This window comes from Aeromonas sp. JL9 (assembly GCF_024436075.1).
In the GTDB taxonomy this organism is placed as follows: domain Bacteria; phylum Pseudomonadota; class Gammaproteobacteria; order Enterobacterales; family Aeromonadaceae; genus Aeromonas; species Aeromonas veronii.
On record NZ_JANFNV010000006.1, the window covers coordinates 13314 to 28202 of the forward strand.

The window sequence follows — 14889 nt, forward strand, 5'->3', positions numbered from 1 at the left end:
CCGAACAACATAACCCAAAGCGTTTATAAAACGAACCACCAAACAGGTGGTTGGATCTCTCTAGCAAGGATCGTGCAAACAATCTTCAAAAAAGACGGTGAATAACACACAAATAAATAATGCCACGTAAATACGCGGCATTATTGGCTTCTTATCGCGCAAATCGCGCAAGAACTCCGTTAAACGGCTTGCTGCAGGATCACCGCATCGGCCTTCTTGGTGTAGGAGGCGATCTCGTTGAAGTTGAGGTAGCGGTAAGTATCTGCCGCAGTGGCATCGAGCGCCTTGGCGTACTGCATGTACTCCGCCACGGTCGGGATCTTGCCGAGGATGGCGGCAACGGCGGCCAGCTCTGCTGAGGCCAGATAGACGTTGGCACCCTTGCCCAGACGGTTCGGGAAGTTACGGGTGGAGGTGGAAACCACGGAGGCCCCTTCCGCTACTCGCGCCTGGTTGCCCATGCAGAGGGAACAACCCGGGATCTCGATGCGGGCACCGACGCGACCAAAGATGCCGTAGTAGCCCTCTTCGGTCAGCTGATCCTTGTCCATCTTGGTGGGCGGCGCAATCCACATACGGGTCGGCAGCTCGCCCTGATACTTCTCGAGCAGTTTGCCGGCGGCACGGAAGTGACCGATGTTGGTCATGCAGGAACCGATGAACACTTCGTCGATCTTGTCGCCAGCCACGTCGCTCAGCAGACGGGCATCGTCCGGATCGTTCGGCGCACACAGGATCGGCTCCTTGATGGTGGCCAGATCGATCTCGATGATTTCGGCGTACTCGGCATCCTTGTCCGCTTCCATCAGGGTCGGGTTGGCCAGCCACTCTTCCATCCCCTTGATGCGACGGGTGATGGTGCGTACGTCGCCGTAGCCTTCGGAGAGCATCCATTTCAGCATCACGATGTTGGACTTCAGATACTCGATGATCGGCTCTTTATCCAGCTTGATGGTGCAACCGGCTGCGGAACGCTCGGCGCTGGCATCAGCCAGTTCGAACGCCTGCTCCACCTTCAGGGTCGGCAGACCTTCGATCTCGAGGATACGGCCGGAGAAGATGTTCTTCTTGCCCGCTTTTTCGACGGTCAGCAGCCCTTTCTGGATGGCGGCGTAGGGGATGGCATGAACCAGATCACGCAAGGTGATGCCAGGTTGCAGCTCGCCCTTGAAGCGCACCAGCACGGATTCCGGCATATCCAGCGGCATCACGCCGGTAGCGGCGGCGAAGGCCACCAGACCAGAGCCCGCCGGGAAGGAGATACCGATGGGGAAACGGGTGTGGGAGTCACCACCGGTACCCACGGTATCCGGCAGCAGCATGCGGTTCAGCCAGGAGTGGATGACGCCGTCACCCGGACGCAAGCTCACACCGCCGCGGTTCATGATGAAGTCCGGCAGGGTATGGTGGGTCTGCACGTCGATGGGCTTGGGATAGGCCGCGGTGTGGCAGAAGGACTGCATGGTCAGGTCGGCGGAGAAACCGAGGCAGGCCAGATCTTTGAGCTCGTCGCGGGTCATCGGGCCCGTGGTGTCCTGGGAGCCGACCGTGGTCATCTTGGGCTCGCAGTAAGTCCCCGGGCGAATGCCCTTCACACCACACGCCTTGCCCACCATCTTCTGGGCCAGGGTGAAGCCTTTACCGGTATCGGCCACCGGCTGCGGGCGACGGAATACGGTGGAGAACGGCAAACCCAGTGCTTCGCGGGCCTTGTCAGTGAGGCCGCGACCGATGATCAGCGGGATACGGCCACCGGCGCGCACTTCGTCGATCAGCACGTCGGTTTTCAGTTCAAACTGCGCCAGCACCTGTTCGGTGCCGTGTTTGCAGATCTTGCCGGCATAGGGGTAGATGTCGATCACATCGCCCATTTCCAGCTTGGAGACATCCACTTCGATAGGCAGTGCGCCGGCATCTTCCATGGTGTTGAAGAAGATCGGGGCAATCTTGCCACCCAGACAGACACCGCCAGCGCGCTTGTTCGGCACGAACGGAATGTCGTCACCCATAAACCAGAGCACCGAGTTGGTGGCGGATTTACGGGAAGAGCCGGTACCGACCACGTCACCCACGTAAGCCAGCGGGAAACCTTTCTCTTTCAGGGCATCGATGGTCTTGATGGGGCCGACGGCGCCATCCTTGTCCGGGGTAATGCCGGGACGGGCGTTTTTCAGCATCGCCAGCGCGTGCAGCGGAATGTCCGGGCGGGACCAGGCGTCCGGCGCCGGAGAAAGGTCGTCGGTGTTGGTTTCGCCGGTCACCTTGAACACGGTGACGGTGATCTTCTCGGCCAGCTCCGGGCGGGAGAGGAACCACTCGGCATCAGCCCAGGACTGCAGCACCTGTTTGGCGTGGACATTGCCCGCCTTGGCCTTCTCTTCTACGTCGTGGAAAGAGTCAAACATCAGCAGGGTGTGGGAAAGCCCCTTGGCGGCAAGCGGCGCCAGGGTGGCGTGATCCAGCAGGTCGATCAGCGGTTGAATGTTGTAACCACCCTGCATGGTGCCCAGCAGTTCAACGGCTTCGGCGGCAGTCAGGATGGGAGAGTGGGCTTCGCCCTTGGCGACGGCGGTGAGGAAACCGGCTTTGACATAGGCCGCTTCATCAACACCGGGGGGAATACGGGAGGACAACAGCTCTTTCAGAAAGTCTTCTTCGCCAGCGGGCGGATTCTTGAGCAGCTCAACCAGGGCGGCGACCTGCTCTGCATCCAGAGGTTTGGCAACCACGCCCTCGGCGGCACGTTCTGCGACGTGTTTACGGTATGTTTCAAGCACGACTAATTCCTCTTTGGTCTTTTTTTGGGGTTCGCCCACGCTCGCGGCGATCGTCCTTGCGGGACACCCCGTAGGGTGCTCCCCACTATATAAGTTTTAACGACTAATTAAAATCCAAACCCTGTTTACTTATTCGCCATAAAATCGTAACCAATTAAACAGGCTGGTATTTTTTGAAAATTAATTGAACGCCCTCAACCAGAGTTAACAAATTGGCATCATTTCAGCATTATTCGAACGTACTGCCCAATTGCAGATAGAATACGTCATTGCCCCCCTCCGCCATGCCGTAGCCGAGGAACACAGGGCCGAGGAAGCTCTCCACCCCGACATAAACCGACCCGGCGGTAAACGAGCTCTCCAGACTGATATCCTCACCCTTGTTCCAGACCCCGCCCTGCTCCAGAGATCCACCCAGATAGAGCGGCATCTTGAGGGCACCGAAGTCGTTGTCCGCCACCCGATAGATGTAGCGCAGGCCACCAAACAGGCTGTAGCGACCGCTCAGCTGGTAGCGCTGGAAACCGGAGAGGCGGAACAGCCCGCCCAGATCCTGAATATGCAGCGGCACCACCTCTTCACTGCCCGAACCACCCCCTTCGAGGATCAGGTTGAGGCTGTGCCTGTCCCATGACCAGGGCTTGATCATCGAGAGCTGATAATTCCAGCCTTCACTGCGGCCATCTGCTGACTCGAGTCCATCCACACTGACATGGGAGTGGCCCAGTTTCATGTCCCATTTCACCCCCTGATAGGGGAAATAGCGGCTATCCAGATTGTCGTGTTCAAAGCGGACATAGGGGCCCCACGCCGTGGCATCCATCTCCAGCCCCTTGAAGTTCTTCACATCAATCGTGCCCAGTTGTCCCTCCAGCCCCATCGACAACCGGCTCCAGGGCTGGCGGTTCCAGCCCACCGCCAGATCACCGCTGAAGAAGGAGTAATCGGAGTCGAGATAGCTTATCGAAACCGCCTCGGGATCCGGATTGGGGAAAAACAGACGGCGCAGGGTCTGGTCATAGGCCAGACTCGCCTCACCATAGAAGGTCTGGGAGGGTTCGAGCGGGGTATAGAAGTCGGTCTTGATATGTTTGGCCGTGCCCAGCGACGCCTCGGTTAGCCACTCCGCCCCCCAGTCATTGACGTTGGTGAGGGTATAGGACATGCCAACGTTGTAATTGGAGGTGTTCTCGAAGTCATCGGTGAAACCGAACTGGAAGTTGAGGTAGCCCGGCCCCCAGTTCTTCTCGCTGGCATCCACCAGCAGCACGTTCTCCCCGTCACGCTCCTCCACCTCGTAGGTGATGCGGTCAAACGACTCAAGGGCATAGAGGCGGCGAATGCCCGCTTCCAGACTCTCGTTGGTCTGGATCTTGTCAGGCCGCACTTTGAGCATGGCGCGCACCGTCTCGTCGGAGAGGCGAGACTTGTTGATGATCTCCACCTTGTCGATGAAGTAGGCGGGCTGACCGCTACGCTCGGCACGGCGGCTCAGCTTCTGGTTGCGATAGGCGTTGTACTGCGCCTTGGTGAGCGACAGCTTATCGAGTTGCAGCGACACCTTGTCAGCCGCCGTCTCACCAATCTTGATCCCCTCCGGCATCCGGGCAAAGTCGGCGATCCCCATATCGCCAAACTCGGGGGCGATCAGAATATCCTTCGGTCCCATCAGCGCCTTCTGCTTGTCGGTGCCCACTTGGGTCATGTAGGTGGTGAGCTGGTCGATCATCGCCAACCCTGACTTGAGGGATTCACGGGTACGCAGCTTGGCACCGATATCCACCGCGATCACCACGTCGGCCCCCATCGCCTTGGCGACATCCACCGGCATGTTGTTGACGCTGCCGCCGTCCGCCAGGATGTGCCCCTCCCACTCCACCGGCTTGAGGGCACCGGGAATGGACATGGAGGCCTGCATCGCCTTGGCCAGGCTGCCGTGATCCAGCACAAAGGGGGTGACCGTCTCCATGTCGGTCGCCATGGCGCGGTAGGGAATGGGGAGATCATCGAAGCTCGCCTGCACCGGCAGGTTGGAGGTTGCCCCCCGCAGCAGGCTGGCCATGGATTGGCCCTGGAAGAAACCGTCCGGCAGCTGGGTGGTGTCGCCATTCACCCCTATGTCGGTGCGCAGCTGATACTGCTCGTTCTGCTGCTTTTTGCGCAGCGACAGCTCGTCGCGGCCCACCTTGTCCTGATACCCCTTGTTCCAGTCGATGGCCAAAGTGGTGCGCTCCACCTCCTCGGCACTGAGCCCCATGGCATACATCCCCGCCACATAAGAGCCCATGCTGGTACCGACTATGATATCGACCGGAATCCGTTTCTGCTCCAGTACCTTGAGGATGCCGATATGGGCAGAACCCTTGGCGCCGCCGCCGCTGAGCACCACCGCAATTTTCGGGCGCTCCCCCTGTGCCGCCACAGCCAGCAGCGGGCAGGCCGCCAGCATGACCAAAAGCAGACGGGTCCATCCCGCACCTAAGCTGCGCATCATATTTTCCATATTATTCAGAGGGTCAGTCACCAAGGATGGCCTCTACTATAAGGGGCCCGGCAGTTAGCGCAACCGTCAATCCGCATCCCGCCTGTGCAGCATGCCGACGGGGCGAGCCGCCGCCCCTGTGAGCGCAAACGTAATCCGCAAATAAAGGGCTGCAAGCCTCATGGGTAGCGCCGCGCTGCCGCTAATATGAGCGTCGTCAATCTCAACCTTTTGAGCACCTTTATGCTGGCAACCCTCACTCTTAAACAGAAAATACTGGCCACGGTTACCCTGGCCGTGGTCGTCTCCTGCCTGCTGGTAGGCTACTTCAGCCAACGCTCGGCCCAGCAACTGATCGAAAACCGGATGTTCGAGCAGGAGCTCCCCAACCTGACCCAGCGGATCAGCAAGGAGATTGAACAGGATCTCCACGGCATCGCCCAGGCCGCCCGTCAATTGGCCACCGACCGCTTTATCCTCGACTGGGTGGATCGGGGCATGCCCAAAGAGCAGGAGCCGATCCTCATCAACCAGCTCAAGGATGTGGCCAACCAGTATGGTCTGGTGACGGCCTCCTTCGCCGATCGCCAGAGTGCCGCCTACTACAACCAGGATGGCTTTCTGCGCAACCTGACACCCACGCAAGACGCCTGGTTCTATGACTACACCAAGAGCCAGAAGGAGATGACCCTCAGCATCTTCCGCGAGAGCAACGGCGAGGTGAAGCTGTTCGTCAACTTCCAGCAGCTCAACGGGCGCGGGCTGGCCGGCTTTGCCAAATCCCTCGACACCATGGTGACCATGGTCTCCAACTTCCGGCTGGAAGAGAGCGGCATCGTCTTTATGGTCGATGGCAGCGGCAAGGTGAAGCTCCACCCCGAGGCCAACCGCATCGAGCGTGACACCCTTGGCAACATTGCCAGCGGTGATACCGGCAGCCTGCTGGCCAAACGCCCCTTTGCCGTTATCAACGCCGAAGTCAATGGCGAGCCCATGGTACTGGCCAGCAGCTATATCCCGCTGCTCGACTGGTATCTGGTGGCCCAGGTGCCAGAAGCCGAGATCTATGCCGAGCTGGATCAGACCCGCAACGAGATCCTGATGATCTCGCTGGTGATTGCGCTGGCCATGGGGCTGATGGGGATGCTGTTGGCAGGCTCGGTCAGCCGCCCGCTCAACGAGCTGGCCCGCCTGTTCAAGGAGCTGGGCAGCGGCGATGGGGATCTCACCCAGCGCCTGAAAGTGGAGGGGCGTGACGAACTGAGTCAGGTCGCCACCGGCTTCAACAACTTCGTCGCCAAGATCCACGGCTCCATCGAGCAGGTGGCGGAGAACTCCCGCCAGCTCGCGGCCACCGCCAACGAGGTGGCCAACAAGGCGCAGCTGACCCAGCACAACTGTACTGCTCAGCGTGACCGCACCGTGCAGGTGGCCACCGCCATCCACGAAATGGGGGCCACGGTGAGCGAGATCGCCGGTAACGCTTCGCTGGCAGCCGAAGTAGCCAGACAGGCCAACGATCAGGCCGATGCGGGTGCGGTAGTGGTGGCGCAGGCGCGCCACGGCATCGTCGACCTCTCAGGCGAGATCGAACAGGTGGCAGGGGTTATCGAGTCGCTGGCCAGCCAGACCGACTCCATCGGCAGCATCCTCGAAACCATCCGCAGCATCTCGGAGCAGACCAACCTGCTGGCACTGAACGCCGCCATAGAGGCCGCTCGCGCCGGTGAACAGGGTCGCGGTTTCGCCGTGGTGGCAGATGAGGTGCGCAATCTGGCCAACCGCTCCGCCGCCTCGACCGCCGAGATCCAGGGGATGATCAACCGCTTGCAGGAGCAGAGTGCCCGCGCGGTCAGCGCCATGGCGCAGGGGCGCAACCAGAGTCTGGAGGTGGTGAGCCAGGCCGATGAGGCCAACGCAGCCCTCGGCCAGATCACCGCCCACATCACCCAGATCAACGACATGAATATTCAGGTCGCCACCGCCACCGAGGAGCAGTCCAGCGTGGTCGGCGAGATCAACCGCAACGTGGAAGATATCAACCAGCTCACCATGGAGACCGCCGATATCGCCCACCAGCTGACCGAGTCGAGCCGCAGCCTGCAACAGCTCTCCGGTCAGCTGGACAAGCTGGTTGGCAACTTCCGGCTCTGACCCCGACCTTGGCCTTGACCTTGACCGAAGCCATCAACAACAGAGAGCGCCGTGGCGCTCTCTGTTGTTTTGGTGGCGGCTAATCCGGCATAGCAGTCAGCCCTTGCCATCCCGTTTACGCTGATACATCAGCTCATCCGCGCGAGTGAGCAGCTCGGCCAGAGAGACACATCCGCGCCCATCGTAGCAGACAATCCCGGTGCTGCAGGTCAGCGCATAACCGCAACCACTGTGCTGATTGTGCTCGGCCAAGATGGCATTGAAACGCTCATAGGCTAGTTGTGCCTGCGCCTCTACCACATTGGGCAACAGGACGGCGAACTCATCGCCGCCCATGCGGGCAAACACGTCGGCGCCACGAAAAGCCTGCTTGAGCAGAGTGGCAAAGGCGATCAGGGCCCGATCCCCTTCCGCATGTCCCCACCGATCGTTGATCCCCTTGAAGCCATTGAGATCCAGATAGAGCAGTGCCAGTGGCATCTGCAAGCGACTGGCCAGCGAGAGGCTCTTCTCTGCCAGCATCACGAACCCGCGCCGATTGGAGATCAGGGTCAACTCATCAATGGTGGCCAGCTGCACCGCTTCGAGCTCCCGCACCACCATCGCCGCCAGATCCTTGAGCAGCCCCACATCCTCATCGCTCAATTCCCGTGGCACCGTATCTATGATGCAGAGCGTCCCCAGTTTGCAGCCGTTGGCGATCCTCAGTGGCTGTCCGGCATAGAAGCGGATACCGGGCCCGCCCACCACCAGCGGATTGTCGGCAAAGCGGGGATCCTGCGAAGCATCCGGCACGATGAAGGTCTCATTGCCCATGATGGCGTGGCCACAGAACGAAATGTCACGTGCGGTCTCACTGACCTCCAGTCCGATACAGGATTTGAACCACTGGCGATCTTCATCCACCAGACTCACCAGCGCGATGGGGACATTGAACACCCGTCTGGCCATGCGGGTCAGCCGGTCAAACCGCTCCTCAGCCTCGGAATCGAGCAAAGAGAGCCGCCGCAGGGTCTCCAGCCGCAATGCCTCATCGGGTGGAATGGGTGCTTCTAGCATCGTGCCTCTCTCGTCAGTGCCAAAACCTATCTTTAGCATATTGGGCTTTGTCGAAGTAGGGGCTGCAAGGAGAAAACAAAAAGCCGCTCATTCGAGCGGCTTTTTAGACAAGCGGGGAAGAAAATCACTTTTTCTTCTTGGCCTTGGCGTTCGGCAGGTCGGTGATGGAGCCTTCGAACACTTCGGCAGCCAGACCCACGGACTCGTGCAGAGTCGGGTGAGCGTGGATGGTCAGCGCGATATCTTCGGCGTCCGCACCCATCTCGATGGCCAGACCGATTTCACCCAGCAGTTCACCACCGTTGGTACCCACGATGGCACCACCGATGACGCGGCCGCTCTCCTTGTCGAAGATCAGCTTGGTCATACCGTCGGAGCAGTCGGACGCAATGGCGCGGCCGGAAGCAGCCCACGGGAAGGTGGCGACTTCGAAGTTCAGGCCCTGTTGCTTGGCTTCCTTCTCGGTCAGACCCACCCATGCCATCTCTGGCTCGGTGTAAGCGATGGACGGGATCACTTTCGGGTCGAAGTAGTGCTTCTTGCCGGCGATAACTTCGGCAGCAACGTGACCTTCGTGAACACCTTTGTGGGCCAGCATCGGCTGACCCACGATGTCACCGATGGCGTGGATGTGCGCCACGTTGGTACGCAGCTGCTTGTCCACCTCGATGAAACCACGCTCGGTCACGGCAACGCCAGCTTTCTCGGCATCCAGCATCTTGCCGTTCGGCACACGACCTACGGCAACCAGCACGTTGTCATAACGAACCGGCTCGGCAGGAGCGTGCTTGCCTTCATAGGAGACGTACAGGCCGTCTTCGCGCGCTTCAACTGCGGTGACCTTGGTCTCCAGCATGATGTTGAATTTCTTGGCGACGCGCTTGGTGTAGATCTTGACGATGTCTTTGTCGGCAGCCGGAACCAGCTGGTCGGCAAATTCCACCACGTCGATCTCGGAACCCAGAGAGGAGTAAACGGTACCCATCTCCAGACCGATGATGCCGCCACCGATAACCAGCAGTTTGCCGGGAACGGTTTTAAGCTCCAGCGCATCGGTAGAGTCCCATACGCGCGGGTCATCGTGGGGGATGAACGGCAGTTTCACCGGACGGGAACCGGCCGCGATGATGGCGTTGTCGAAGGTCACGGTCGTCTTGCCGTCTGCACCTTCCACTTCAAGGGTGTTCGGGCCGGTAAATTTACCCAAGCCGTTAACAACCTGAACTTTACGCATCTTGGCCATGCCAGCCAGACCGCCGGTCAGCTGGTTGATAACCTTCTCTTTCCACAGACGGATCTTGTCGATGTCGGTCTGCGGTGCACCGAAGACGATGCCGTGCTCGGCCAGCGCCTTGGCTTCTTCAATCACTTTGGCAACGTGCAGCAGCGCCTTGGAGGGGATGCAGCCCACGTTCAGGCAGACGCCACCCAGGGTGGAGTAACGCTCGACGATAATAGTATCCAGACCCAGATCGGCTGCACGGAAAGCAGCGGAATAACCGGCAGGGCCAGCACCCAGTACTACGACCTGGGTTTTGATTTCTTTACTCATCATGACCTCTTTGTCGTTCTTATATCCCCGGACAGCGCAGTCTTATACCGAAACGGGTGGCTGCAGCCGTGAAAAAAACGGGGCAAGTTTACGATCATGTTAATGAAATGAGAAGTAAAAAGGGCAGGCTCTGGGCCCGCCCTCTCACTTACAGGACCAGTCGACGAATGTCGGACAGCACACCGTTCATGGTGGTGATGAAGCGAGCCCCATCGGCACCATCGATGACGCGGTGGTCGTAGCTCAGAGCCAGCGGCAACATCAGGCGCGGCGCGAACTCTTTACCGTTCCACTTCGGCTTCATCTCGGACTTGGAAACACCGAGGATGGCCACTTCCGGCGCGTTGACGATCGGGGTAAAGCTGGTACCGCCGATGCCACCCAGGCTGGAGATGGTGAAGCAACCGCCCTGCATGTCGGCAGCGGTCAGCTTGCCGGCACGGGCTTTCTTGGAGATCTCGGCCAGATCGCGAGACAGCTCCATGATGCCCTTCTTGTTAACATCGCGCACCACGGGCACAACCAGACCGTTGGGGGTATCTACCGCCACACCGATGTGGATGTACTTCTTCATGATCAGCTTGCTGCCATCTTCGGACAGGGAGCTGCAGAAGCGCGGGTGAGCTTCCAGCGCCTTGGCGGCGGCTTTCAGGATGAACACCAGCGGGGTGATCTTCACGTCGGCCTTCTGCTTCTCGAGCATCGCATTCTGCTCTTTGCGGAACGCTTCCAGCTCGGTGGTATCGGCTTCGTCGAACTGGGTGACATGAGGGATCATGACCCAGTTGCGGTGCAGGTTTGGACCGGAGATCTTCTGGATTCGGGTCAGCTCGACCTCTTCCACATCACCGAACTTGCTGAAGTCTACTTTCGGCCACGGCAGTACGCCCAGACCGTTGCCACCGGCTACGCCGGCAGAGGCAGGTGCGGACTCGGCACGCTTGATGGCATCCTTCACGTAGGCTTGCACGTCTTCTTTGACGATACGACCCTTGCGACCGGAAGCTTTCACCTTGGCCAGGTTGACGCCAAACTCGCGCGCCAGACGACGTACCGCCGGAGAGGCGTGCACGTAAGCGTCGTTGGCAACGAAATCGGTCGCAGCGGCAGCAGCCTGGGCAACCGGAGCCGGAGCAGCGGCAACAGGGGCTGCAGCGACCGGAGCGGTAGCTTGAGCAACCGGCGCGGCGGCAGGAGCAGCGCCAGCCACTTCGAAGACCATGATCAGGGAACCGGTGGAGACCTTGTCACCCGCCTTCACCTTGATCTCTTTGACCACACCGGCGAACGGCGCAGGCACTTCCATGGAGGCCTTGTCACCTTCCACGGCGATCAGGGACTGGTCGGCTTCAACCTTGTCACCCACCGCAACCATGATCTCGGTGACTTCCACTTCGTCGCCACCGATATCCGGTACGTTGACCTCTTTGGCAGCGGCGGCAACCGGGGCCGCAGCCACGGGCGCGGCAGCTTGAGCCGGAGCAGCAACGGCAGCAGGCGCAGCGCCAGCCACTTCAAATACCATCACCAGAGAACCGGTAGAGACCTTGGCACCAGCGGCAACCTTGATCTCGACCACGCGACCTGCGAACGGTGCCGGTACTTCCATGGAGGCCTTGTCACCTTCCACGGCGATGATGGACTGTTCGGCTTCTACCATGTCGCCCACGGCAACCATGATTTCAGTCACGTCCACTTCGTCGTCACCGATGTCCGGTACATGCACATCTTTGCGCACGGCTGCGGCAGGTGCGGCGGCCGGAGCAGCTGCAACAGGAGCGGCCACTTCTGCAGGAGCAGCAGCGCCTTCGGCTTCGAAGATCATGATCTGGGAACCGGTGGCAACCTTGTCGCCTACCTTGATCAGGATCTCTTTGACGATACCAGCAGACGGGGCCGGTACTTCCATGGAGGCCTTGTCGCCTTCTACCGCGATGATGGACTGGTCCAGCTCGACCTTGTCACCTACGGCCACCATGATCTCGGTGACTTCAACTTCATCGGCGCCGATATCCGGCACCATAATCTGTTTGGACATTGTGCTTTATCCTCTTGCGTCGATCCGCGTGACTGGCTGAGGCCGCCACGCACATCTCGCGTTAACCGTTTTAAATCCTGGCAGGGTCGCGCCGTCATACGGCGCGACCCTTGATCCACTTACGCGTACAGCGGGTTGACCTTGTCGGCATCGATGCCGTACTTGGCGATGGCGTCGGCCACAACCTGCTTGTCTACCTCGCCGCGCTTGGCCAGTTCGGTCAGAGCCGCAACCACCACGTAGAACTCGTTCACTTCGAAGTGACGACGCAGGTTGGCACGGCTGTCGGAACGGCCGTAACCGTCGGTACCCAGCACGCGGTAGTTCTCGGTCGGAACGAAGGCGCGAACCTGATCGGCGAAGGACTTCATATAGTCGGTCGCAGCGATGGTGGCTTCGGAACCCAGTACCTGAGCGATGTACGGTACGCGAGCTTCGGCAGTCGGGTGCAGCATGTTCCAGCGATCCGCGTCCTGACCGTCACGGGCCAGCTCGTTGAAGGAGGTGACGCTGAACACATCGGAACCGATGCCGTACTCGCTGGCCAGGATCTGGGCAGCCTTGCGCACGTGACCCAGGATGGAACCACAACCCAGCAGCTGAACTTTCGCCTTGGCACCGGCGACGGATTCCAGCTTGTAGATACCCTTGCGGATGCCTTCCTCGGCGCCTTCCGGCATGGCCGGCATGGCGTAGTTCTCGTTCAGGGTGGTGATGTAGTAGAACACGTTCTCCGGGTTCTCACCGTACATGCGGCGCAGGCCGTCCTGTACGATCACCGCCACTTCATAGGCGTAGGACGGATCGTAGGAGATGCAGTTCGGGATGGTGTTCGCCAGGATGTGGCTGTGACCATCTTCGTGCTGCAGGCCTTCACCGTTCAGGGTAGTACGACCGGAGGTTGCACCCAGCAGGAAGCCACGGGCTTGCTGGTCACCGGCTGCCCACGCCATGTCGCCGATCCGCTGGAAGCCGAACATGGAGTAGTAGATGTAGAACGGGATCATCGGGCAGTCGTTGGTGCTGTAAGAGGTCGCAGCAGCCAGCCAGGAGGACATGGCGCCCAGCTCGTTGATACCGTCTTGCAGAACCTGACCCTGCTTGTCTTCCTTGTAGTAGGAGACGATGTCGCGGTCTTGCGGGGTGTACTGCTGACCGTGCGGGCTGTAGATACCGATCTGGCGGAACAGACCTTCCATACCGAAGGTACGGGCTTCGTCAGCGAGGATCGGAACGATGCGCTTGCCGATGGACTTGTCTTTCAGCATCACGTTCAGGGAACGCACGAACGCCATGGTGGTGGAGATTTCGCGCGCCTGCTCACCCAGCAGCGGGCCGAAGGCATCCAGTGCCGGGATTTCCAGCTTGGTGGTGCTTTCGCGCAGACGGGTCGGCACATAGCCTTTCAGGGCGGTGCGACGGTCGTGCAGGTATTTGTGCTCGGCAGAACCGGCTTCGATCTTCAGGTACGGCAGATCGGCCAGCTGCTCGTCGGCTACTGGCAGGTTGAAGCGGTCACGCAGGTGACGCACGGAGTCCAGCTCCATCTTCTTGACCTGGTGAGCGATGTTCTTGCCTTCAGCCGCTTCACCCATGCCGTAACCCTTGATGGTCTTGGCCAGAATAACGGTCGGCTTGCCCTTGGTCTGGGTTGCCTTGTTGAATGCAGCGAACAGTTTGCGAGGATCGTGACCACCGCGGTTCAGAGCGAAGATCTCCTCGTCGGTCATATCTTTGACCAGCGCGGCAGTTTCCGGATAACGGTTGAAGAAGTGTTCGCGGATGTAGCCACCGTCGCGGGACTTCATGGTCTGGTAGTCACCGTCCACGGTCTCGTTCATCAGCTGGATCAGCTTGCCGGAAGTGTCTTTCTTCAGCAGCTCATCCCACTTGCGACCCCAGATAACCTTGGTGACATCCCAACCGGCGCCAGCGAACAGGCCTTCCAGCTCGTTGATGACCTTGCCGTTACCGACAACCGGACCATCCAGACGCTGCAGGTTGCAGTTGACCACGAACACCAGGTTGTCGAGCTTTTCACGCACGGCAACGGTCAGGGCGCCCTTGGCTTCCGGCTCGTCCATCTCGCCGTCACCCAGGAAGGCGTAAACGGTCTGCTCGGAGCAATCCTTGATGCCACGGTCGGTCAGGTACTTCAGGAAGCGAGCCTGATAGATGGCGGCGATGGGGCCCAGACCCATGGAGACGGTCGGGAACTGCCAGAAGTCCGGCATCAGTTTCGGGTGCGGATAGGAAGGGATACCCTTGCCATCCACTTCCTGACGGAAGTTGTCCAGCTGCTCTTCGGTCAGACGACCTTCAGCAAAGGCGCGAGCATAGATGCCCGGGGAGATATGACCCTGGAAGTAAACCAGATCGCCACCATCCTTCTCGTTGCGAGCACGGAAGAAGTGGTTGAAGCAGACATCATAGATGGTCGCAGAAGAAGCGAAGGAAGACATGTGACCACCCAGGTCCAGGTCTTTCTTGGACGCGCGCAGCACGATCATCATGGCGTTCCAGCGGATGATGGCGCGAATGCGGCGTTCCATCTCCAGGTCACCCGGGTAGTCCGGCTCATCGCTGGACGGGATGGTGTTGATGTAATCGCGATTTGCCTTGGCAGCCACGTCCACACCGCTTACGCGGGCTTTCTCGGCCAACTGTTCAAGGATGAACTGAGCGCGTTGCGGACCCTCTTCACGCAGCAGGGATTCCAGAGAGGCAAGCCACTCCAGCGTTTCTATCGGGTCCACATCGTTCTTCAGGATATCAGACATGGCTGGTTCCTATGTTGTTGTGATTGCACGGCATTGCACGGCGAAGG

At 59.7% G+C, this 14889-nt stretch carries 7 protein-coding genes; 1 reads left to right on the forward strand and 6 read right to left on the reverse strand.

Annotated features, from left to right (window positions below):
- Positions 1-179 precede the first annotated feature (179 nt).
- Both acnB and NOM06_RS06490 read right to left on the reverse strand, forming a co-directional pair.
- Complete coding sequence (acnB, locus tag NOM06_RS06485) at positions 180-2777, reverse strand: bifunctional aconitate hydratase 2/2-methylisocitrate dehydratase (RefSeq protein ID WP_255910555.1); 2598 nt, start codon at positions 2775-2777, stop codon at positions 180-182.
- A 229-nt stretch (positions 2778-3006) separates the two neighbouring features.
- A complete protein-coding gene (locus NOM06_RS06490) occupies positions 3007-5268 on the reverse strand; it encodes a patatin-like phospholipase family protein (protein ID WP_255910792.1) in 2262 nt (753 codons plus the stop codon).
- A 234-nt stretch (positions 5269-5502) separates the two neighbouring features.
- Between NOM06_RS06490 and NOM06_RS06495 the strand changes: the two genes are divergently transcribed.
- Positions 5503-7413 carry a methyl-accepting chemotaxis protein gene (locus NOM06_RS06495; protein WP_064335319.1) on the forward strand — a complete coding sequence of 637 codons (1911 nt, stop codon included), beginning with the start codon at positions 5503-5505 and terminating at the stop codon, positions 7411-7413.
- Between the two features lie 96 nt (positions 7414-7509).
- On the opposite strand, the gene NOM06_RS06500 is transcribed toward NOM06_RS06495, so the two are convergent.
- The 4 genes from NOM06_RS06500 to aceE form a co-directional block, all read right to left on the reverse strand.
- Complete coding sequence (locus NOM06_RS06500; RefSeq protein ID WP_255910557.1) at positions 7510-8472, reverse strand: sensor domain-containing diguanylate cyclase; 963 nt, start codon at positions 8470-8472, stop codon at positions 7510-7512.
- A gap of 124 nt (positions 8473-8596) precedes the next feature.
- The gene (lpdA, locus tag NOM06_RS06505) at positions 8597-10024 is read right to left on the reverse strand and encodes a dihydrolipoyl dehydrogenase (RefSeq protein ID WP_005336123.1); all 1428 of its coding nucleotides are present in this window, start codon (positions 10022-10024) and stop codon (positions 8597-8599) included.
- A 148-nt stretch (positions 10025-10172) separates the two neighbouring features.
- Positions 10173-12062, reverse strand: a complete 1890-nt coding sequence (gene aceF / locus NOM06_RS06510) for a pyruvate dehydrogenase complex dihydrolipoyllysine-residue acetyltransferase (protein ID WP_255910561.1) — start codon at positions 12060-12062, stop codon at positions 10173-10175.
- Positions 12063-12181: 119 nt separating this feature from the next.
- The gene (aceE, locus tag NOM06_RS06515) at positions 12182-14842 is read right to left on the reverse strand and encodes a pyruvate dehydrogenase (acetyl-transferring), homodimeric type (protein ID WP_005355086.1); all 2661 of its coding nucleotides are present in this window, start codon (positions 14840-14842) and stop codon (positions 12182-12184) included.
- Between the last annotated feature and the right edge of the window lie 47 nt (positions 14843-14889).

Coding starts and splice junctions, on each gene's coding strand:
- NOM06_RS06490 (WP_255910792.1), bottom strand. CDS start 5,268: ATGCGCAGCTTAGGTGCGGGATGGACCCGTCTGCTTTTGGTCATGCTG.
- NOM06_RS06495 (WP_064335319.1), top strand. CDS start 5,503: ATGCTGGCAACCCTCACTCTTAAACAGAAAATACTGGCCACGGTTACC.
- NOM06_RS06500 (WP_255910557.1), bottom strand. CDS start 8,472: ATGCTAGAAGCACCCATTCCACCCGATGAGGCATTGCGGCTGGAGACC.
- lpdA (WP_005336123.1), bottom strand. CDS start 10,024: ATGAGTAAAGAAATCAAAACCCAGGTCGTAGTACTGGGTGCTGGCCCT.
- aceF (WP_255910561.1), bottom strand. CDS start 12,062: ATGTCCAAACAGATTATGGTGCCGGATATCGGCGCCGATGAAGTTGAA.
- aceE (WP_005355086.1), bottom strand. CDS start 14,842: ATGTCTGATATCCTGAAGAACGATGTGGACCCGATAGAAACGCTGGAG.